Origin of the sequence: Fibrobacter sp. UWB13 (assembly GCF_900177805.1) — a bacterium.
In the GTDB taxonomy this organism is placed as follows: Bacteria; Fibrobacterota; Fibrobacteria; order Fibrobacterales; family Fibrobacteraceae; genus Fibrobacter.
The window spans coordinates 90,641-111,111 of the sequence record NZ_FXAX01000002.1 but is presented as its reverse complement, the minus strand read 5'-3'; the positions used below and the strand labels follow the sequence as shown (position 1 = coordinate 111,111).

Here is a 20,471-nt window from a genome sequence, read left to right as displayed (position 1 = left end):
TAATTTGTTGATGTTTGTTTTGGGGCTTTTGGCATTGAGCTTCCTCGTGACCATTCACGAATTGGGTCATTTTATTGTCGCCAAGTGGAACAAGGTCCGCGTAAATACGTTCTCGGTAGGTTTTGGCAAAAAGCTTTTCCGATTCAAGAAAGGCGAGACGGAATACTGCATTTCGGCGATTCCCTTTGGCGGCTATGTTGCCATGGCGGGTGAAAATCCAGATAGCATTGAAGAAGGTAAAGGTCCTTCGCAAGATGATTTTCTGGGAAAGTCTGTTGGCGCTCGCGCAGCGATTGCGTTTGCGGGTCCATTTGTGAATATCGCATTTGCATTTATTCTTTTGATTTTCCTTTACATGGTCGGCGTCCAGGAACCGGATAACAAGAACCTTATTATCGGTTTTGTGGCGAAAAATTCTTCTGCCGAAATTGCAGGCATCCAGCCGGGCGATACGATTACCGCTATCAATGGCAAGGAAACGCAAGGCTGGGACGATTTCCGCGAACAGATTGGCGTGAGCCTTGGTGCCGATGTGATGCTTGAAGTGCATCGTGGGGGCGAACCGCTTGCCATTAAGGTCGTTCCGCAAGAACTCGTGATTCCGGCGGCCGATTCGACTTCTGAACCCATCAAGATGGGCATCGGCGATATCGGTATTTATCCGCGCAATCGCGTGATTGTCCGCCTGCCGCCGAAGGAAGGCTCAGCCGCGCAAATGGCTGGAATTGCGCAGGGCGACACTATTTTCGAAATCAATGGCGAACATATTTCGCGCTACGAAGAAGTTGTTCGTTTGATTGATGGTTCCAAAGGTGCCGAAGTCAACGTGACGCTTTTGCGCGATGGCAAGAAAGTTGACGTGAAGATGACGCCTGCCTATAGCGAAGAATTCAAGCGTTATATCGTCGGCATCCAGATGGGCTATGTGATGTTTAGTGAAACGCATCTCGTGCGCCGCGGCCCGATTGAAGCGTTCGAAAAGACTTGCGCTACGAGCTGGAAAATGACGACGAGCATCTTCCGCTATTTCAAGCGCTTGTTCCAAGGCCAGGTGAAAGTCGATGCATTCTCCGGTCCGGTTTCGATTGTCGCCGTGATGGGAAATGTGTGGATGAGCGGATTCCAGGATTTCCTCATGCTTCTTGCGCTTATCAGCATTAACCTCGGCGTGATGAACTTGCTTCCGCTTGCCATTACCGATGGCGGTCTCCTCTTGTTCCTCGGCATTGAAAAAGTGCGCGGCAAGCCTCTGAGCCTCAAGACGCAATCCGTGATCCAGAACGTCGCGGCGGCTTTCTTCATCAGCTTCTTCGTGTTCATCACGATTCTCGATTTCGGGAAAATCTCGCTCTTCTTGAAATAAAAAATGGCGGCTTCGGCCGCCTTTCTTTTATCTAGCCTGCATGTACGCGTACGCGAAATTCATCGGTGGTGTGCTGATGCAAATGTATTCGAAAATCTCGGGCCCCATATTGCGTAGCCCGTGGATTTCCTTTTCTGCAAAACGCACGACATCGCCTGCTTCAAACGGAACTTCCTTATCGTCGGCGAGCAAGAGAACGCCACGGCCCTGGACCGCGACCCACACTTGTTCCGACGTATAATGCTTATGACGCGGCTGTTCTGCACCCGGCATGACAGAAACTTTCGTGACCGAAACCTTTTCTGACCTGCTATTCTCGGGCGTGAGCAACTGTGCAGACTCCACTCCAGGGTTGCACAAAACCGTTATGTCGTACTTTTTAATCAGTTCCATTTCATATGCAAAGATAGTTCTTTATTGTGCGCCGATGGCACAAAGCTGTGCTATTCTTGCGTATTTTGCAGGTTTTAGGCTTCCATCCCGAGAACGGCACGGGCGAGCTGGTCTGCGCAAGAGGTTGGCTTTCCGCCGCAGGTGTTTCCGAGTAACTTGGCTGCAATGTCTTCTGCCTTCATGCCGTCGCAAAGTTTAGCAATTGCCTTGAGGTTTCCATTGCATCCACCCGTAAAGCGGATGTTGCGGATTGTGTCTCCGTCACGCGTGAACTGAATTGTCGTTGCGCATGTACCTTTTGTCTTAAATGTTTCTTCCATAGAAAACTCGTTGTTGTAATTTGTAATGTCTGCGCGTCTCGTCATCCTGAGCAACGCGAAGGATCCAGTGAAGTCTTGATTTGCATTAAATATAGAATGTCTTGTCAATGAGTGTGGCACCGTAGCGATCGCTAGTTATTTTTTATAGATTATAGCAACAAACTATATGGCAATGGTTTAAGTATGAATATTCTTGTTCTTTCTGGGAGCCCGCGCAAGGGCGGCAATACAGATTTGCTGGTGGAATCGTTCGTGAAGGGTGCTTCGCAAAAGCACCAAGTTGAGGTCGTTTCGGTTCACGATTACAAAGTCAATCCTTGCATTGGTTGCAATTCGTGCTTTGCACGCGAAGACCACAAGTGCTGCCAGAAAGATGATATGCAAATCGTCTACGACAAAATGGCGAATGCCGAAATGCTCGTGATTGCATCGCCGGTGTATTTCTATGGGTTGAGCGCCCAGCTGAAAGCGGTCATCGACCGTTTCCACAATCCAATTCGCGATACTTTTCACATCCACAAGATGGCGCTCCTCTTGGTCGGTGCAGCTTCGCTCCCGGAACTGTTCGATGGCATCCTCACGCAGTACAGGCTTTGCCTCAATTTCTTCAAGCTGCAGGATATGGGTCAGGTGCTTGTGCGTGGTGCAAAGGACAAAGGCGATGTCAAGAACGGCGATGCGCTCCAGAAAGCTTTTGAGTTAGGACAAAATCTTTAATTGTTTCGGAAAATACGAATATACGCCTCTTCCTAAAAATGTTAATTTAGGGAGGGGGGTGTATGATTGTATTTACGTCAATTCATAAAATGCTGTGCAGAATAACATTGCCAATTCTGGTAATGTTTCTTTGGGGATGCAGCGATAGCGAAGGTATTTCAAAAAAAGAGGCCTCTTCCGAAGAAGAAGTTCCTGTAGAAGGCTTTGCTTATATTCACTCAAAAGGAAAGACAACTGTTCTTGGGACAATGTCGAAAACAGCGAAAGCCGATGAACAACCTGCCATGAAGGTTTATTTCGACTACGATTTCTGTGTCGGGGTCCACGAGGTGACTCAAGGCGAATTTGGCCAACTGATGAATCGTTCCTTCAAGAAGGATTCTTTTGATTATCCGCAAGCAAATGTGACATTTTATGATGCGGTCCTGTACGCGAATGCTTTGAGCAAAAAATATAAGATGGATACGGTTTATACCTATAGCAAAGCTCAATTTGCTGAAGATAAGTCGTGCGAAAATCTCGTTGGTTTGAAGACGAATTATGATGTTTGGGGCTTTCGCTTGCCGACCGAGGCCGAATGGATGTTTGTCGCCAATACTCGTTCTGACGACATTAGTGGAAAACTCAAGGAATGGGTGAACGACTGGAAGGGCTTTTTTGCCGATACGACTATTGAAAACTTTGTTGGCGCAGCGAATGCCAACGGAATGGACGAAAAAATCCTCAAGGGAAGCTCGTTTGTAAAGGAAAATGTCCCACTATATGCTCGCGGAGATTTCTATACGGTGACGCCCCTTTCGAAGGCGGAATATGTTGGCTTTCGTCTGGTTTTGGGAAAGATTGAAAATGCGGTTTGGTTCAATCCTCCGATTGGTGCGGTAACGTCGGTTGTTACTCCGTTAGCCTTGGCGGAAAATATTCGCAATTTGTTCGGAACCTATCAGGCTAAGCTTGTTTTCCGAAATGACGAAACCGGTAATATAGCCTACATTAATTACGCGAATGCGGCAAATTCCGTTGTGGAGATACAGGACGATATCGATTCGTACCATCCCGATGTTTCTCCCGATGGCAAGTATGTTGCGTTCTGTACGGGGCTTGAAGGTGTCGCGGGCGAGTCGTCGGTGTATGTTCGCAAATTAGACGAGTCTGGCTCGGGGCTTGTCAAGTTGAATGTTGAGGGGGCGGCAATTCCGCGATGGCGAATCTTGGATAATGGCGATACCGTGATTGTTTTTGTTACAAATCCGGGAACGAATAAGTCTGAATCGACTTGGAACGAATATAGTACATGGTATGTTCCATTTAAAGATGGAAAATTTGGAACGCCGAAAAAAGTGCTCCAGGGAAGTTTTCATGGCGGTCTTTCCTTTGAAAAAGGTTTTGCCGTGACAGGGGCGTCCTTGTTGCGTGCAACACGGTTTACGGATAAATCGCAAAATAATGAGCTGTGGTATAATGGAGAGCAGGCCTGTAATGTTTCGCTTTCAAGGGATGGCCGTGATAGAACGATGTTCCTTGACTTTGCGGGAAAAACGGGTGCTGCGTTTGTGGGTAAGAAATATTCCGTACATGAAATGTTGCTGATTGCGGACAGTACAGGGAAGCTGGTGCAGTCGATAGAGTCGCCGAAGGGCTATACGTTTGATCATGCGGAATGGGTGGCCGAAAAAAATTTCGCGGTTGCTACGCTTGTCAATGCAAACGGTGTACACCAGAAAATTGCACTGGTGGATGTTGCCTCTAATAAGGTTATGGAACTTGCGGAAGGCTCTGAACTCTGGCACCCCTGCCTGTGGGTAAAGCAGAAGAAAATTGTAACGCAAGAAAGTTCTTCTTCGAGTAAAACCGTTGAATCTTCGACGTCGGCTGAAATTTTGTTTGTTCTAGATCCTGATAGCGCTGGAATGTACCTGAATTCCAAATACGGGGCTGTGGGCAACGGCCTGATGCGTAACAATATGGAACTCCTGTGGAATTTCCACGACCAGGCGAATGTCATTGTGCTTGGATCTTCTAGGCCCCTAGATGGCATTGTTCCTAAGCAGTTTAATGAAAAATTCTTTGTCCTGAATTTGGCGCAGACGCCGAGCGGTATTTATGAGTCTAAGTTCTACCTAGACCATTATGTTTACCCGCATGTCAAGAATTTGCGCTATATTATTTTGTCGCTGGATTATGATTTGTGGCGCTATGGGCCGGAATCGGACCATAATTTCTTCTATTCGAACTACAAGAGTTTCCCGGGCTATATCTATGACAAAAATCATGGATACTGGGCGTCAGGGATTCCAGAAGGGCTTGCTGAACTGACCGAAGACGGGTATAGCGACCAGAATGGGGTGGCCTTGAGGGAAAACATGGGCTATTGGTCGGTAGGAAGTTGCAATGGATGGGGAACTAGTGTTTGTGGCTGGGATTCGACTTCGCTTACTCCGCGTGGTATTAAAATGGCGATGGATACTCTTGTTAATCTCATTGAAACGGCGGATAAGCGGGATATATACGTCATAGGGATAGTTTTCCCTGTGAGTCCGAATTATAAGAAAACAGGTCGTTTCGCCTGTTATGGCACGCGCCGAAGTGTAGCCGATTCTTTGACGAAGGTCTTGACCGCCATGCATGAGAAATACCCTCATTTTATTGTGATGGACGAAAACAAGATGGGTGATCATGATTATCCAGATAGTATGGCAGATGATCAGCAGCACCTTTGCCCTGTTGGTGCAACACAGATGACGCACCGTGTTGATTCGCTCTTAATGACGCTCGATTAGGAGTCGTCTCTTTATTACGCTTCTTTCCCGAGTACCGCACGGGCGAGCTGGTCGGCGCAAGAGGTCGGCTTTCCGCCACAGGTGTTCCCGAGCAGCTTGGCTGCAATGTCTTCAGCCTTCATACCTTCACAAAGTTTTGCAATCGCCTTGAGGTTGCCGTTGCATCCGCCCGTAAAGCGGATGTTGCGGATAATGTCTCCGTCACGCGTGAACTGAATCGTCGTTGCGCATGTGCCTTTTGTCTTGAATGTCTCTTCCATAGTAAACCCGTTGTTTGTTTTGTATGTCATGCCCGCCACTGAACGGGCATCTCCTTTACATTGTCATTCCAGCCTTCGAACCGGAATCTCCTTGAAAGGATTTGCTTTTTTACATTAAATATAGAATGTCTTACCGCGTGGCATGGCTCTTTAGCAATTTTGAGTTTATTTTTATAGATTATAGCAACAAACTATATGGCAATGGTTTAAACATGAATATTCTTGTTCTTTCGGGTAGCCCACGCAAGGGCGGCAATACGGATTTGCTGGTAGAATCGTTCGTGAAGGGAGCTTCGCAAAAGCATCAAGTTGAAGTCGTTTCGGTTCACGATTATAAAATCAATCCTTGCATCGGTTGCAATTCGTGCTTTGCCTTAACTTCTCAGAAAGCTTTTGAGTTAGGACAAAGTCTTTAATAATAATTGAGGAGGGAAAAATGAAACGCTTTCGTGATTTTATCGGCTACTTGTTGGGCGGGATTCTTTTTGTAATGCTCATCCCGACAATCATGTGGCTTGCGTCCGGAATGCCCGCGCTTTGGCCGGTTGATACTTGGCGCTGCATTGTGGCGCCTGTCGTGATGCTTGTGGGCCTTGTGCTGAGCGTTTGGACAATCGTCTATATGCGCAGTCGTGGCAAAGGGAATCCGATGGATGCTTTCGGCCACGAAGTGGCCCCGCGTACGCAACACCTGATGGTTGATGGCCCGTACAAAATCAATCGCAATCCGATGCTTACTGGAACTCTTATTTATCTCGTGGGTGCCGCTGTATGGCTATGGACTTGGCAATCTTGCGCTGTATTCGTCGCCTTCTTTGCCATCATGATGGTGCAGGTGCTAAGCGAAGAAAAACGTCTTCGCCGTGACTTCGGCGAAGAATACGAAGAGTATTGCAAACACTCGAGAAGGTTCTAAAGATTACGTCCACAAGCTCGTGATGAACATTGGGCTTGCGTCGGTTGCTTTCTTGAATCCGCAGTATTCGTAAAAGTCCATTTCCTTGTCGTATGCCACGACGACAATGCGCAAGTAATCCTTGTACACGTCCTTGACCTTTTCGACGAGAGCTTTGCCGATGCCTTTCCCTTGGTATTCTGGGCGCACAAGCAAATAATGGACATACGCATTCATGATGCCATCATCCATCGCGCATATCATGCCGACAAGTTTGTCGCCGTCCCAAGCCGAAACGACCGTCTTGAAATTCTTCATGGCGATAACAAGTTTGTCAGGGAAATGTCCCGAGGACCATTCCACCGAAAGAAACAAATCCTTTAAATCTTGCTCCGAAAAATCATGAATTGTTTGATACGTAATAGACATAATTGCATTTAAATATAACATGTTGACAGAGCGACTATGTAATTTTATCTTGAAAATCAAATGAAAATTGAAATCGCGACAACCAATGATATTCCCGAACTCATGGAACTGCATGATAGGGCGTTTTTTGCTATTGCTGCAGAAGTTAATTGGCTTGATGCCCCCGGCTTGAAGGAATCTTTGGAACAGGCTTGCGAAGATTTTCCGAAATACATGACGCTAAAGATGCTCTCCGATGAGGGCAAAATTGTCGGCTCCGTTCGCGGACGCGTTGAAGAAGGCTCACTGTATATCGGCCGCCTGATGGTGCTGCCGGAATGCCAAGGACGGGGATTCGGCAAAATCCTGTTTCGCGAGATCCAGAAGAGGATGCCTCACGATCGTGCATGGCTGTTCACCTGTGGCGAAGTCCAGCGTATCGTTTCGTTCTACGAACGCGAAGGTTTTCGCACATTCAATACGGAACGCTTTGAAAATGGCCACACGTGGATTTCCATGGAAAAGAAGTAAATGCTCGATTACGGCTTGAAAGATAGAGTGGCCCTGATTACGGGGATGAACAATCCGCAGGGGATTGGCGCGACGACGGCGTTTGCCTTTGCACGCGAAGGCGCAAAGCTTGTCTTGGTCTATAAGAAAATTCCGAGAGCGTTTGACAAGAACAAGACTGACAAAAACGGGGCGGACCGGTATTTTGCGGCGAATGCAGGAAATGCCGAGACCGTAGAGAATAAACTCAAAGAAATGGGTGCTGATTTTGTTGTCCTGGAAGCCGACATTTCCAATGAAGATGATGTCAAGATGATCTATGCGGCAACCATTGAACGATTTGGACGTGTCGATATCCTGGTGAACAACGCTGCCGATGGCGATATGGACGGCATTGATACTATCGAGAAAATCACCCAGAAGGTAATTGACGACACCTTTGCGGTCAATGTCCGCGGAAGCGTCTTGATGACAAGGGAATTTGTGAACCATCGCAAAGATTACGGTCGGATTGTCAATATCTCGACGGATGCGGCTCAAGTTTTTGCAGGGCAAATCACCTACGGCGCGAGCAAGGCGACATTGGAAGCACTTACCCGTAGTATAGCCCTTGAAGTCGCAAAGTACGGAATCACGGTGAACTGCGTGGCTCCCGGCCCGACGCAAACGGGCTGGATCGACGAGGATTTGGAAAAGTCGGTCGTTCCGTTAATCCCCATGGGAAAACTGATTCAGCCCGAAGACATTGCCGAAACCATATTGTTCCTCGCCAGCGAACAGGCCAGAATGCTCACGGGCCAAGTCATAAAAGTCTCCGGCGGACACGCTCTTTAGGCATTTCCCCAGAAATCCCAACTGCATAATTTTGCTAAATTATCCTCCGTAAAAAAGCAAAAGGACTCGCTTATGAATATTCTCGTCGTTGGTAGCGGTGGTCGTGAACATGCCATCGCTCTTGCTGTCAAGAAGTCGCCGATGTGCGACACTCTCGTGTGCGCTCCGGGCAACCCGGGTATGGCTAACCTCGGCAAGTGCGTGCCGGTTGATGTGGCCGACCCGAAGGCTATTGCCGACCTCGCCGTAGCAGAGCATATTGACCTCGCAATTATCGGCCCCGAAATTCCGCTGGTCGCTGGCGTGGTGGATGAATTCCGCCGTCGCGGGCTGCGCGCTTTCGGCCCGACTGCGGCTGCTGCCGCGCTCGAAGGCTCCAAGGCCTTCAGCAAGGATATCATGAAGAAGTACAACGTGCCGACGGCAGCCTTCGAGACCTTCACCGATCTCGCCTCCGCCAAGAAGTTCCTTGCCGAACACCCGGCTCCGATCGTGGTGAAGGCGTCGGGTCTCGCTGCGGGCAAGGGCGCTATCGTCTGCATGACCGACAAGGAAGCAAACGACGCTGTCGAAGAAATGCTCGGCGACAAGGCTGTGTTTGGCGAATCCGGCAAGACGGTCGTGATTGAAGAATTCATGGACGGCGAAGAAGCCTCCATCTTCGTGGTTTGCGACGGCAAGGACTACGTGATTCTCTCTTCTGCCCAGGACCACAAGCGCGTCTTTGACGACGACAAGGGCCCGAACACAGGCGGAATGGGCGCTTACAGCCCGGCTCCGGTGGTAACGGACGCTCTCCTCGACGAAGTGAAGAAGACGATTATCGAACCGACTCTTAAGGGCATGGCCGCCGAAGGCAAGCCCTACACGGGCGTGCTCTACGTGGGCATCATGGTGACTGCGAAGGGCCCGAAGGTCGTGGAATACAACTGCCGCCTCGGCGACCCCGAATGCCAGATTGTGCTCCCGCTCTACGACGGCGATGTGCTCGCGTTGTTCGACGCTGCCGAAAAGGGTGAACTCGCGAAGCTCGGTGCCCCGAAGGCTCCGAAGGGCAGTTCCGCAATCGTGGTGCTTGCAAGTGCCGGTTATCCGGGCTCCTACGAAAAGGGCAAGGTCGTCACGGGTATCGAAGATGCCGAAAAGAACGGCGCCCAGGTGCTCCATGCCGGTACCAAGATGGTCGATGGCAAACTGGTCACCAACGGTGGCCGCGTGTTCGGCGTGGTCGGTCACGGTGCAACGCTCCAGGAAGCCTTGAACATCGCTTACGAAGCCGCCGAAAAGGTTCAGTTCGAAGGCAAGTTCTACCGCAAGGATATCGGCAAGAAGGGACTCGCCCGTCTTGCGAAAATGGGCAAATAAAAAAGGATTTGAAAATGCAGATTAATGAAGTTCCGAATGCAAAGGTCGGTATCGTTGCGGGTAGCAAGTCCGACCAGGAAACTGTAGACAAGATCACTGCGGTGCTCGACCAGTTCGGCATCACGTGGGAATACAACATCCTCTCCGCACACCGCACCCCGAATGCAACCGCGAAGTATGCTCGCGAAGCCGCCGGGCGAGGCCTTCAGGTCCTCATCGGTGTTGCTGGCCTCGCTGCAGCCCTTCCGGGCGTGCTCGCAGGGCACACGATTCTTCCGGTGATCGGTCTTCCCTGCGCCGGCGGCCCGCTCAACGGCGTCGATGCATTGCACTCCATCGTGCAAATGCCCCCGGGAATCCCGGTGGCCACGGTCGGCATCGGCAACGGCAAGAATGCCGGTTTCCTCGCCGTCCACATCGTCGCCCTCTCTGACGCAAGCGTGCGCGAAAAGCTCGTCGCTTACCGCAAGGGCCTCGGTGACATCGAAGGCTAAGCCATTTATTCCTATCTAGAATAAAAAACAGAGCGCCTGTGCGGTTTCCGCGGGCGTTCTTTTATATATTGTCCTTATCTTAAATTTTATCCATTTAAAGAGTATTGGGGCTTATGTTTTATCGTGCTTTGAAAAGTGTTTTGCTGTTTGCGCTTACTTTGTCGATTTCGTCTATGGCGGCGGAGTCTCTGGCTTCGTCCTCGTCCGCGCAGTCCAAAAGCGCGGCGACTCTCGAATCGACATCTCCAAGCGTCCAGTCATCCTCAAGTGCTAGTGCCCCTGAAAAAACTCTCTCCAAGTGGCAAACCCTTCCGGAAGTGAAAGCTCCGTGGATGAAGGGCGAACGCCTTGAATATGAACTCAGCTGGGGCTTTATCACGGCTGGCTATGCTACGCTGGAGGTCAAACCTCGCAAAGACGGCAAGACCGAATTCCTGACTTTTGCAACAGCCAACAAGACGGTCAATAAATTCTACCCGGTACACGATACCGTCTATACGCTTGTCCGCAACAAGGGACTCATGACGGATGTTTTCCGCAAGTCCCTTCATGAGGGAACATTCCACAACAAGTCGTTTATCCGTTTCAATCGCGATGGTAAAAAGGCGGTCCTTTCCGATACAGTCTTTAAGGACCCTGTCAATCATTATGTAAAGCGCTCGGCCGATACTTCTGTGACCATCGAAGGGCTCGAACACAGCATTATGTCGGCGTTCTACCTTGTGCGTACCCTTCCTCTCAAAGAGGGTTCGACTTCTCGCTTTTCGGCTGTGAGTGGGGAAAAACGCTACGAACTCAAAGTTGTCATCCACAAGCGCGAAAAGATTAAAACGGATCTTGGCGAGTTCAATACGGTCAAGGTTGAGCCTGTTTTGGATGGCGATGGCATTTTCAAATCCAGCGGTCGCATTTTTATCTGGTTTACCGATGACGAAAGGCGTCTTCCGGTGCTCATGCAATGCGAAATTAAGCTCGGAAGTATTAAAGCGACGCTGACTAAGCTCAAATAGTCGTACTAGAATCTTACGAAATTGTAAAATCAAACGAAAAAACAACTTTTACATGAAGTTTTTGTAAAAATCTTGGATAAAAAGTTATATTCCAAGCGTGGTTATTTATCCGAGGCGTTTTTAATGCTCAAAAAATTGTTGTTGCTGTTGTGTCTATCGAGTTTGGTTGCTTGGGCTGCCCCTGCAAAAGCACGTAAAGCTAAATCCAAAAAGGCTACTCCGGTGGCCGAACAGACTGTTGAAGCCCCTGCTGCACCGGCAGAATCTGATGACGGATTTATGTCTGTTGCCGAAAGTTCCTCTTCTACAAAGGTCGCTGATGATGACGAAGAGGAAAATGTCGAAGCCTCTATGGCTGGCATGAATGCCGCTCAGAGACAAGACTATCTCGCTCGTAAAAAGTTCGAAGAAGAACAGCGTCTGGATGAATATGCAAACTCCGAACGCCGTCGTGACTGGTTGAAAGACCGTCTTATTTTCGAATTGGGCCTTGGTTCCCGTATGCCGTTCATGGGTGAATCTGGCATGGGCATGGGCTTGGGCGCTGGCATTGAATACATTACCCGCTGGCATATTGCCGCCTTTGCTTCTTTTGGTTTCTTGCCGAAAGTCAAGGATAGCGAATTTGACTACATGGAACTTGAAGGTGGTACGGGCTATAAGATTGGTATTAGCTACTACTTCTTCCCGAAGATTCCTATCCATTTGGGCTTGTCCGCTTCTTATGGTACGGTCTATTTCGACCACGATATGGAACCGGATGAAAATGGTCTCCGTAGCTTGATTTCTGTAAAGGGTTACCAGTTCGATATCTTGATATCTTACCTCTCGAACGAATGGTATTATTTGCAGTTTGCTTTCGGTATGTACTATGCTCCGGATTTGGGCAAGTCTCCTGAAAAGAACCCGAGCTTCAAGAAGACCAAGGATTCCAGAACCGAAGTTGAAGATACTTATGCCTCTCGCGTCGTGAACAAGCCTGATGGCATGGATAAGACTGGCATCGTGTTTGGTGTGACGATTGGTTTTGCTTTGCCGGAATTCTTCCCGGATGATACCGAAAAGCGTCGCCGTCAGCGTGAAAAGGAACGCAAGAACGCCAAGTAATTTGCGCTTAGCTTAAATGCTAAAAAGCCCGCCAGTTCATCGAACGGCGGGCTTTTTGTTTGCTTTTAATACCCATGTCCGGAATCGAACCGGAATACCTTCCTTCGGAGGGAAGGACACTATCCATTGTGATACACGGGCGTGAGCCTCTAAGGCGGGTATAATATAGTAAAGTTGCGGCTTTGCCGCCTTACTTTAACCTAATAACTAATGACTAATGACTAATGACTAATGACTAGTCTATAATCTTCACCACAAGTTCATGCGGCTCGGCATCTACGACGAGTGCGTTGTGGAATTCTCCCACGTCGCCATCGCCTTCGATGACCTTCACGATATCGTCGTTTTCCATCGAGTTGCCTTCCGTGCGGCCATAGAAGTGGTATTCGCTTTCTTCAGCAACCTGGTCGATGATGATACGAACCGTCTTTCCGATCATGTTCTCGGCGTATTCGGCGGCAAGTTCTTCCTGATAGTCCGTGACCGCTTCGAGCCTTGCGCGGGCGTCGCTTTCGTCCACAGCGGGAAGGTCCATTTCCATCACCGGAGTGCCTTCTTCGGGGCTGAACACAAAGCCGCCCAAATGGTCGAATTGCACGTCCTGCAAAAGTTCCATCAGCTCTTCAAAATCTTCGTGCGTTTCGCCGGGGAATCCGACGAGCACTGTGCTGCGGAGTGTCACGCCCGGGATGCGTTCGCGAATCTTGTGCAAAAGGTCAACAAGTTCCTTTTTGCGGTAGTTGCGCTTCATGTTCTTGAGCATTTTGTCGCTTGCATGCTGGATAGGCATGTCCACGTACTTCACGAGGCGCGGTTCCTTAGCCATCAAGTCCAGAAGTTCATCGTCTACGAACATCGGGTACCAATAAAGCATGCGGATCCACGGGATGCTCGTGTTGTCAAGCAGTGCACGCAAAAGTTCAACAAGCGTGCCGCCTTTTTTGCCCTTTTCACGTCCAAAGTAAGTCGTGTCTTGTGCAATCAAAGTAATTTCCTTGACGCCCTGGGCTTCGAGGTCCTTCGCTTCTGCTACGATATCATCGATGGAACGGGAATCCTGCTTGCCGCGAATCAGCGGGATGGCGCAGTAGGCGCAGCGGCGGTTGCAGCCTTCCGCAATTTTCAGATAAGCGTGGTGGCTAAATCCTCCCAAGTTCATGCGGGGGAGGTTCTCGGCGTCACAGCTCTGCGGAGCGACTATGCCCATCTTCTTCAGAAGTTCGCCCGGCTTGTACGTGCCGACCCAGTAGTCCACCTCGGGCAGTTCCTTCATCAGCTCTTCGCCATAGCGGCCACTCAGGCAGCCCGAAACAATCAGTTTCTGCTTTGCCTTCTTTGCCTTAGCTTGCGCAAGGATCGCATTGATGGATTCTTCCTTGGCGGCTTCGATGAACCCGCACGTGTTCACGAGGATGTAGTCCGCCTTCCCGGCGGTATCACAGGTCGCAAAACCTGCATGGAGCATTTCGCCGACGAGATTTTCTGCATCGACCTGATTTTTAGCGCATCCGAGATGCACGACAAAGACTTTTGGCTTTTTTGTAGGCATATCCCAAATATAGAATTTGGGGCAAGCCCTTAAAATCCCTCAAAATCAATAAGAGGATGGATTTTTGAACTTCTTTGAATCAATAGTTTTGGGCTATATCCTTTATTTGTACTTTAAATGAGATAGTTTGTTAAATTTATTAAAAACTTTACTACATTAATCTTAGGATTTTAAAATGAGGATTTTTTATGAAAAAGCTTATTCTTGCATCTGCAATTACGCTTGCGCTTGCTGCTTGCGGTGACGATAGCAGCAGCCCGACTTCTTCAAACGGATATCAAGGAACACAGGGAACTCAGGGTGCTCAGGGACAGGCGAGTTGCACAGTGTCTACAACCGGCAATTCGGTGACAGTTGTACAGGTCATGCCTGGTACGGGATCCTATACTTCGACTGCCACAAAGTACGATTCGCGTTATTCGAGCATCAAGTCTGAATACGTGTATTTTAATGATGTTGATGCTGCGTCGGAATGCGCCCGCATGCAAGATGATGCCTCTGAATGGAAGGACGGCTCGATGAAAGTCCGTTGTTCAGGCAATACAATTTATGTCGATGAGGTCGATGAAGGTGATTTGGATGATTATGAGGCCGATTTCAGGGAAAATTGCGATAATTTCCTGAGAAGGTATCAAAGTAGTGCCACTTCTACGTCTACAAGCACTACGAGCTCAGAATTTATGTGCAAGGTAACCCATACGGACAATTCTGTTACTATCGTTCAGTCTTATAAAGGCGAGGGCTTTGAAGAGACGACGACATTCTATCCCAATGAAGATCCTATAGGCGTGCGCACGATTACGTTTGCAGATCCGGTTGTTGCTGCCGAAGAATGCGAAGAAGAAAAGGAAGAAGCTGCATATTCCACAAACAGCTTGTATAACGTGGAATGCAGTAGCAATGCGGTTATCATTACCAAGCGAGTTAAAGACGAAGATTATTTTGGCTTGAGTGGCTATATCGAGTATTATAATGCCTGGTGTAAGGATCAGGAACGTCGATTGAAAAACGGCGAAATTGACATGTACATCTAGGTAAACCGAAAAAAAGAATAATGTTAAAAAGGCTCCGCAAGTTGCGGGGCCTTTAACAGTTCGTTGCTTTTGTAAAATTACATGTCTTCGCTTGCGCCAGGCTGGCCAATGCGGTCGTTCTTGCGGTTGTCCACCCAGCCGGCATAACCCTGCGGTGCGAGGACTTCCTTGCCAAACTGCTGAGCGTTTGCAATCGTGGAGAAGTATCCGACACGTACACGGTAGAACGTGCCTTCGAGTTCACCCGGATTTTCGACTTCGGCGACGTATGCCTTGATGCCCTGGTCAGAGAGCTTGCTCACGACGCTGTTGGCGGCTCTCTTGGAAGCCTGGATGCTTACCTGGATGACGAACGGACCGGAGGATTCCTGTTCAACGCTAGAGACCGGTGAAGCTTTTTCTGCTGGAACAGCCTTTTCTTCGCTAAGAGATTGGATCGGAACGAGTGCCGGTTCTTCCTGGGCCGGTTCCGGTGCGGCTTCCTGTACGGGAGCTGTTTCTTCGACGGCTGGTTTTACTTCGGCTTGAGGAGTAGTTTTTTCTTCCTTGCTACCGCAGGCGGAAAGTAAGGCGCATGAAAGGGTTATTGCCCCGATAAACGATACCGATTGCAGCTTCATTGGTGTACTCCGATTTGAAAATTTTAATGGCTTTGGCTGTTTGGAATATTCTTACAAAGAATATACATAAGTCTTTGATACTTCGCAAGTTACGAAGATTTGTTTTGACGAAAATTAATGAAATTTTACATAAAATTACGCGAAAAAAGCAAGTTTTTACTTATGATTTGGTGCTCAAATGTTTAATGGTTTTGGACTTGTCGATTTTGCTTGCTTTGGTGGTGTCTTTATTCGACAAAAATTTATTTGAGCTCCTACACAAGTTTCGTTAAGTTACATATATTTTTGCATGTAATAAAAAACAATTTTTGTTATAGCAAAAAGAAAAGGTTTTCCTTATGGGCTTCAATATGCACGGACTGGCATTCAAACAGTCCATGATGACCCTAGTCGGTTTCAGCATCGTGTTCGCGACGCTGTTTGGGGTTCTCAGTTTTAAGGTGCAAAGCGAGCTTTCGACGGTGCTCACGGAAAAAGGCGAAGAGATTAGTCTTGCGAATGTCGCCATCATTGAAAATCTTTTCGAAAAAGGTAAAAAGCTCGGCGATGAATATGCCGAAGTGCTCGGTAAGGAAATGTTGTCGGGTAAGGATCTCGACGATTTCTTGACCCAGGCAGTCTTTGATGCCCGCCAGACGCTTCCGCAGGTGCTTGCCGTGGTTGTCGCTTACGAGCCGGGAATGGCTCCCAAGGCTAAATGGCATCAGGAGGTCATGCGCCTTGCCCAGTATTCGGGTAACGAAATCAAGCTCATGAAGGGCAAGGACTACTTCGAAAAAACTTGGTACAAGAGCACCAAGAACTTGCAGAAGGGCCTTTGGCAGGAACCGTTCGTCGGAGACTTTATCAAGGAACCGATTGCGATTTACACCGCCCCTATTTACCAAAAGGATGCCTATGGGAATACTGTTTTTGCTGGCGTTCTTTGCGTCGATATGTCGATTGCATTTCTCAAGGAAACGGTGGCTTCGATTCCTGTGTCGAACTCAGGCTACGTCGTTGTGCTGTCCGCGAACAATACCATTATCGCGCACCCCAAGAACGAGATTGTTTTCAAGGAAAACTTGTCGGATCTGTCTGTAGAAATGGGTTCGCAGACGGTTACGGAATTCGAAAAGACTGTACAGAGCATGAAGAAGGGCCTCTTTATGGGGACTACTGCTGAAGGGAAGGAAGCGGTTATTTATTTCAAGGCGATGGAGTCGAATGGTTGGACGTTCATGATTGTGTGGCCTGCGCACGAGTTCATGGAAAGCCAGCGCTCTCTAGAAAAAATGTTTGCATGGATGAGTGTTGCCGGCTATGTCGTGATGCTGCTCCTAATATTCGTGATTTCGACTAGGGTGTCCCGTCCGCTTAAGGAACTTGCCGTGGCGGCGAACAAGATGGGACAGGGCGACTTTGATGTGGCAATTCCGCACCTCTCTGGGCGCGACGAGATTGCCCAGTTCGGTTGGGCGTTCTTGAACATGCGCACCTCGCTCAAAGAGCACATGGAAAAGCAGAAGGACCTGGACCGCATCGAAAGCGAACTAGACTTTGCAAAGGATATCCAGATTGGGTTCCTGTCGATGGATGAAAAGGAAGAAGGCTCTGAGGATCCGTACCACGAGCTGACTCCGTTCCTTTTGCCGGCGAAGGAAGTCGGCGGTGATTTCTACGATTTCTTCAAATTGGACGACGGACGTCTATGCGTGGTCGTGGGTGACGTCTCGGGCAAGGGCGTTCCTGCCGCGTTGTTCATGATGGTTTCGCGCATTGTACTGCGAACGATGGCGCAGAACTTGAAGTCTGTTGTTGAGACCTTTGAAAGGGCAAACTATGAGCTTGCCAAGCGCAATCGCGCGAACATGTTCGTGACGGTCTGGATGGGCATTGTCGATTTGAAGACCGGACATGTGGAGTTTGCTTCGGCTGGGCATAACCCGCCGGTCATCCGCCACAAGGATGGCTCTGCTGAATTTGCGAAGAGCAAGGCTGGAGTCGTCATGGCGGCAATGGAGAACTCTCACTACAAGATGCAGACGCTCGAACTAGCTCCGGGCGATACGTTGTTCCTCTACACGGATGGAGTGACGGAAGCGACCAACGAGCATAATGAGCTGTTCGGCAACGATAGGTTGCTCGATGCACTTACGCATGGCGGTGGAAAAGGCACCAAGGAAATGTGCCGCTTTGTCAAACGCCAAATTGATGCGTTTACAAGGAAAGCGTCGCAGTTTGACGACATTACCATGCTTGCAATGGAATATAAAGGGGGTAATGGTATTTAACCGGAAAGCACTCGGGAATGTGCTTACAAAATGTTACCCTTGACAGAAACCAAATATTTAGGTATATTTGGCTATCAAAAAAATGAAATTTTAACCAAAGGATTATCGTGATCGGCGTTATTGTTAAGTCCAACGAACCTTTCGAACGCGCTCTCAAGCGTTTCACCAAGTCTTGCGAAAAGAATGGTATCATTTCCGACGTCAAGAAACGTCAGCGTTTCGAAAAGCCCTCCGAAGAAAAGAAGCGTATTGAAACGGCTGCTCGTCGCAAGCGTCTCAAAGAGATTGCTGACCAGAACCGCAAGCGTCTCTACTAATTCGATTCCTTAATCGGACTTTGTTAAGCTTTAATGAGTTGTCAGCTTGCGCTGATGACTCATTAGGTGTTTTATAACAAATCTTCATCGCTTGGAGCGAAGCGTTATAATCGCTCGAGGTCAATATGAGTTGTGCTTTGCTTACCCAGATTCTCGACGACATCAAGACTGCCATGAAGGCTCACGATGCCGAAACTCTCGGAACTCTTCGTACGCTCCATTCTGACATCAAGAACGAAGCTATGAAGTCTGGTGCCACTCCGGCACAGATTACCGAAAGCATTACCGATGCCATGTGCATCGACGTTCTCGCCAAGAGCGTGAAGCAGAAACAGGAATCCATCGAAATCCTCAAGAAGGGCGGTTTCCTGGACAAGATCCCGGCGGAAGAAGCTGTCATCGCCATTTACCGCAAGTACATGCCGGCTGAAATGACTGAAGACGAAGTCAAGGCTCTCATCGCCGAAATCAAGGCTGCAACGGGCGCCTCTTCTCCGAAGGACATGGGAAAGATCATGAAGGAACTTTCCCCGAAGGTCAAGGGTCGTTTTGACGCCAAGCGCGCATCCGCCCTCGTTCAAGAAGCGTTGAAGTAACGCTACGCTTCCAGCCACGCTTTGTCATGCCCGCCTCCGAGCGGGCATCTCCTTTTTATACGGCTTAAAAAATTTATATTCTTAGTCTATGTCTACGACTCACGCCAAGATTCAAGAACTAGAGCTGCTCTACAAGATCAGCTCCATTTTGAACCAGAGTCTTGATTTTGAAACGGTGGCGCATCCTGTATTGCAGACCGTCGAATCGGTGATGGGCGTTGAACATGCCACTCTCACTTTGTACAATCGTCACACGGGCGAAATTTCCATCGAAATTGCAGAAGGCTTGAGCAGCCGCCAGGCGAGCAAGGGCCGTTACAAGGTTGGTGAAGGTATCACCGGCCGCGTCGTCGAAACGGGTAAACCGATTATCATCCCGTCCGTTGCGAAAGATCCGGATTTCTTGGACCGCACGGGCCGTGGTAAGACTGAGGACAAGGCGTTCCTTTGTGTTCCGATTATCATGGAACAGGAAGTCGTTGGTGCCTTGAGTGCCGACGAACATAATCCCGATGAGGCAAACCTCAACGATCAGATTCATTTGCTCGAAATTATCGCGCAGATGCTTGCGACTGCTGTGAAACTCCGCCGCCAGGCACGAGAAGAAAACGAAATCCTCAAGGCCGAAAACGAACGCATGGCAATGGAACTCAAGGCGCGTTTCCAGCCGGACAATATCATCGGTAAAACGCCCGAGATGCAACAGGTTTATACGCAAATTGACCAGGTGGCTCGAAGCCCGCTTCCAGCGCTCATTGTGGGGGAGGTGGGGACTGGTAAAGGTCTTGTTGCAGAAGCTATTCATTTCCGTTCAGACCGCAATTTAGGGCCGTTTGTGCGAGTGCATTGTGCGGCTCTCCCGGAGTCCGTTCTGGACCGGGAACTTTTCGGTAGCGAAAAGGGCGCCTTGGTTGGCGTCGTCAACGAGGCGCCGGGCCGCGTAGAGCAGGCTGAAGGCGGAACACTTTTCCTCGATGAAGTTGCGGAACTCACGCCGAATTTGCAGATAAAGTTGCTTCGCCTTTTGCAACAGGGCGAAATGGAGCGCGTAGGCGCTCGCTTCCCGAAAAAAGTGAACGTGCGCGTGATTTGCGCGACCACCAAAAACTTGCAGCAGATGGTCTCGGATGGAACTTTCCGCGAAGACTTGTACTACCAGCTTCACATCGTTCCGATTTACGTGCCGCCTCTGCGCAAACGCCGTACCGACATTGTGCTCTTGGCGGATTACTTTGTTGACCATTACTGCCGATTGGTGGGTAAAAACGTGCGTCGCCTTGCTCGCGGTACGATTGAAATGCTCATGAGCTACCCGTGGCCGGGCAATGTGCGCGAACTCGAAAATGCGATTGAACGTGCGGTGCTCTTGACCGAAGAAGATGTCATTTACCCGCATCACTTCCCGCCGACGATTCAGACCGACGAAACGAGCGGAACACCTGTGAGCGGAAACCTCAAGCTCATGGTCGAAGCGTACGAACGCGACATCATTTGCGATGCTCTCAAGAGTAGCAAGGGCAAAATGGCCGCCGCTGCTCGCAGTCTTTCGACCACCCCGCGCATCCTCACTTACAAAATCAAACAGCTCGGCATCGACCTCACCGCCTTTAGTAAATAGTATATTTCCCT

At 49.1% G+C, this 20,471-nt stretch carries 22 protein-coding genes and 1 tRNA gene; 16 read left to right on the top strand and 7 right to left on the bottom strand.

The window, feature by feature from the left end; all coding sequences use genetic code 11:
* The first annotated feature begins 10 nt into the window (after nt 1-10).
* The gene (rseP, locus tag B9Y77_RS10295; protein ID WP_254900027.1) at nt 11-1,363 is read left to right on the top strand and encodes an RIP metalloprotease RseP; all 1,353 of its coding nucleotides are present in this window, start codon (nt 11-13) and stop codon (nt 1,361-1,363) included.
* A 27-nt stretch (nt 1,364-1,390) separates the two neighbouring features.
* Here the strand turns inward: rseP and B9Y77_RS10290 are convergent, their stop codons facing one another.
* Nucleotides 1,391-1,756, bottom strand: coding sequence for a cupin domain-containing protein (locus B9Y77_RS10290; protein ID WP_014546523.1), 366 nt, complete (start codon nt 1,754-1,756; stop codon nt 1,391-1,393).
* 74 nt (nt 1,757-1,830) lie between these two features.
* Nucleotides 1,831-2,076, bottom strand: a complete 246-nt coding sequence (locus B9Y77_RS10285) for a TIGR03905 family TSCPD domain-containing protein (RefSeq protein ID WP_085491865.1) — start codon at nt 2,074-2,076, stop codon at nt 1,831-1,833.
* A 183-nt stretch (nt 2,077-2,259) separates the two neighbouring features.
* Here B9Y77_RS10285 and B9Y77_RS10280 point away from each other — a divergent pair, with 183 nt between their 5' ends.
* A complete protein-coding gene (locus tag B9Y77_RS10280; protein ID WP_085491551.1) occupies nt 2,260-2,793 on the top strand; it encodes a flavodoxin family protein in 534 nt (177 codons plus the stop codon).
* Between the two features lie 122 nt (nt 2,794-2,915).
* Complete coding sequence (locus tag B9Y77_RS10275; protein WP_254900001.1) at nt 2,916-5,570, top strand: TIGR02171 family lipoprotein; 2,655 nt, start codon at nt 2,916-2,918, stop codon at nt 5,568-5,570.
* 14 nt (nt 5,571-5,584) lie between these two features.
* On the opposite strand, the gene B9Y77_RS10270 is transcribed toward B9Y77_RS10275, so the two are convergent.
* Nucleotides 5,585-5,830: a TIGR03905 family TSCPD domain-containing protein gene (locus B9Y77_RS10270; RefSeq protein WP_073425029.1), complete on the bottom strand. Its 246-nt coding sequence runs from the start codon at nt 5,828-5,830 to the stop codon at nt 5,585-5,587.
* A gap of 212 nt (nt 5,831-6,042) precedes the next feature.
* Here B9Y77_RS10270 and B9Y77_RS10265 point away from each other — a divergent pair, with 212 nt between their 5' ends.
* Both B9Y77_RS10265 and B9Y77_RS10260 read left to right on the top strand, forming a co-directional pair.
* On the top strand, nt 6,043-6,246 hold the full coding sequence (locus tag B9Y77_RS10265; protein ID WP_085491864.1) for a flavodoxin family protein: 204 nt from the start codon (nt 6,043-6,045) through the stop codon (nt 6,244-6,246).
* 20 nt (nt 6,247-6,266) lie between these two features.
* Nucleotides 6,267-6,746: a methyltransferase family protein gene (locus tag B9Y77_RS10260; RefSeq protein WP_085491549.1), complete on the top strand. Its 480-nt coding sequence runs from the start codon at nt 6,267-6,269 to the stop codon at nt 6,744-6,746.
* A gap of 3 nt (nt 6,747-6,749) precedes the next feature.
* On the opposite strand, the gene B9Y77_RS10255 is transcribed toward B9Y77_RS10260, so the two are convergent.
* Nucleotides 6,750-7,154 (bottom strand): GNAT family N-acetyltransferase, encoded by a 405-nt coding sequence (locus tag B9Y77_RS10255; RefSeq protein ID WP_176221743.1) that lies wholly within the window; start codon nt 7,152-7,154, stop codon nt 6,750-6,752.
* 60 nt (nt 7,155-7,214) lie between these two features.
* Here B9Y77_RS10255 and B9Y77_RS10250 point away from each other — a divergent pair, with 60 nt between their 5' ends.
* From B9Y77_RS10250 to B9Y77_RS10225, 6 genes are all read left to right on the top strand, one after another.
* The gene (locus tag B9Y77_RS10250) at nt 7,215-7,664 is read left to right on the top strand and encodes a GNAT family N-acetyltransferase (protein WP_085491547.1); all 450 of its coding nucleotides are present in this window, start codon (nt 7,215-7,217) and stop codon (nt 7,662-7,664) included.
* Complete coding sequence (locus B9Y77_RS10245) at nt 7,665-8,477, top strand: SDR family NAD(P)-dependent oxidoreductase (RefSeq protein WP_073424940.1); 813 nt, start codon at nt 7,665-7,667, stop codon at nt 8,475-8,477. It abuts the gene before it with no gap.
* Between the two features lie 72 nt (nt 8,478-8,549).
* Entirely contained in the window at nt 8,550-9,842 is a 1,293-nt protein-coding gene (purD, locus tag B9Y77_RS10240) for a phosphoribosylamine--glycine ligase (RefSeq protein ID WP_085491546.1), read from the top strand.
* Between the two features lie 14 nt (nt 9,843-9,856).
* The gene (purE, locus tag B9Y77_RS10235; protein ID WP_085491545.1) at nt 9,857-10,336 is read left to right on the top strand and encodes a 5-(carboxyamino)imidazole ribonucleotide mutase; all 480 of its coding nucleotides are present in this window, start codon (nt 9,857-9,859) and stop codon (nt 10,334-10,336) included.
* 113 nt (nt 10,337-10,449) lie between these two features.
* Nucleotides 10,450-11,346: a DUF3108 domain-containing protein gene (locus B9Y77_RS10230; protein WP_254900000.1), complete on the top strand. Its 897-nt coding sequence runs from the start codon at nt 10,450-10,452 to the stop codon at nt 11,344-11,346.
* A gap of 123 nt (nt 11,347-11,469) precedes the next feature.
* The gene (locus B9Y77_RS10225; RefSeq protein WP_085491543.1) at nt 11,470-12,453 is read left to right on the top strand and encodes a hypothetical protein; all 984 of its coding nucleotides are present in this window, start codon (nt 11,470-11,472) and stop codon (nt 12,451-12,453) included.
* 69 nt (nt 12,454-12,522) lie between these two features.
* On the opposite strand, the gene B9Y77_RS10220 is transcribed toward B9Y77_RS10225, so the two are convergent.
* Nucleotides 12,523-12,594 (bottom strand) — tRNA-Arg (locus tag B9Y77_RS10220).
* A gap of 94 nt (nt 12,595-12,688) precedes the next feature.
* Nucleotides 12,689-14,002 (bottom strand): 30S ribosomal protein S12 methylthiotransferase RimO, encoded by a 1,314-nt coding sequence (gene rimO / locus B9Y77_RS10215; RefSeq protein WP_254899999.1) that lies wholly within the window; start codon nt 14,000-14,002, stop codon nt 12,689-12,691.
* A gap of 188 nt (nt 14,003-14,190) precedes the next feature.
* Here rimO and B9Y77_RS10210 point away from each other — a divergent pair, with 188 nt between their 5' ends.
* On the top strand, nt 14,191-15,036 hold the full coding sequence (locus B9Y77_RS10210) for a hypothetical protein (protein ID WP_085491541.1): 846 nt from the start codon (nt 14,191-14,193) through the stop codon (nt 15,034-15,036).
* A gap of 77 nt (nt 15,037-15,113) precedes the next feature.
* On the opposite strand, the gene B9Y77_RS10205 is transcribed toward B9Y77_RS10210, so the two are convergent.
* On the bottom strand, nt 15,114-15,656 hold the full coding sequence (locus tag B9Y77_RS10205; protein WP_085491540.1) for an SPOR domain-containing protein: 543 nt from the start codon (nt 15,654-15,656) through the stop codon (nt 15,114-15,116).
* Between the two features lie 338 nt (nt 15,657-15,994).
* Here B9Y77_RS10205 and B9Y77_RS10195 point away from each other — a divergent pair, with 338 nt between their 5' ends.
* The 4 genes from B9Y77_RS10195 (at nt 15,995) to B9Y77_RS10180 (ending at nt 20,460) form a co-directional block, all read left to right on the top strand.
* Nucleotides 15,995-17,929 carry a SpoIIE family protein phosphatase gene (locus tag B9Y77_RS10195; protein WP_085491538.1) on the top strand — a complete coding sequence of 645 codons (1,935 nt, stop codon included), beginning with the start codon at nt 15,995-15,997 and terminating at the stop codon, nt 17,927-17,929.
* A 107-nt stretch (nt 17,930-18,036) separates the two neighbouring features.
* A complete protein-coding gene (gene rpsU / locus B9Y77_RS10190) occupies nt 18,037-18,246 on the top strand; it encodes a 30S ribosomal protein S21 (protein WP_014546541.1) in 210 nt (69 codons plus the stop codon).
* A gap of 125 nt (nt 18,247-18,371) precedes the next feature.
* Nucleotides 18,372-18,842 carry a GatB/YqeY domain-containing protein gene (locus B9Y77_RS10185; RefSeq protein WP_073424949.1) on the top strand — a complete coding sequence of 157 codons (471 nt, stop codon included), beginning with the start codon at nt 18,372-18,374 and terminating at the stop codon, nt 18,840-18,842.
* An 88-nt stretch (nt 18,843-18,930) separates the two neighbouring features.
* The gene (locus tag B9Y77_RS10180) at nt 18,931-20,460 is read left to right on the top strand and encodes a sigma 54-interacting transcriptional regulator (RefSeq protein ID WP_073424950.1); all 1,530 of its coding nucleotides are present in this window, start codon (nt 18,931-18,933) and stop codon (nt 20,458-20,460) included.
* Nucleotides 20,461-20,471 lie beyond the last annotated feature (11 nt).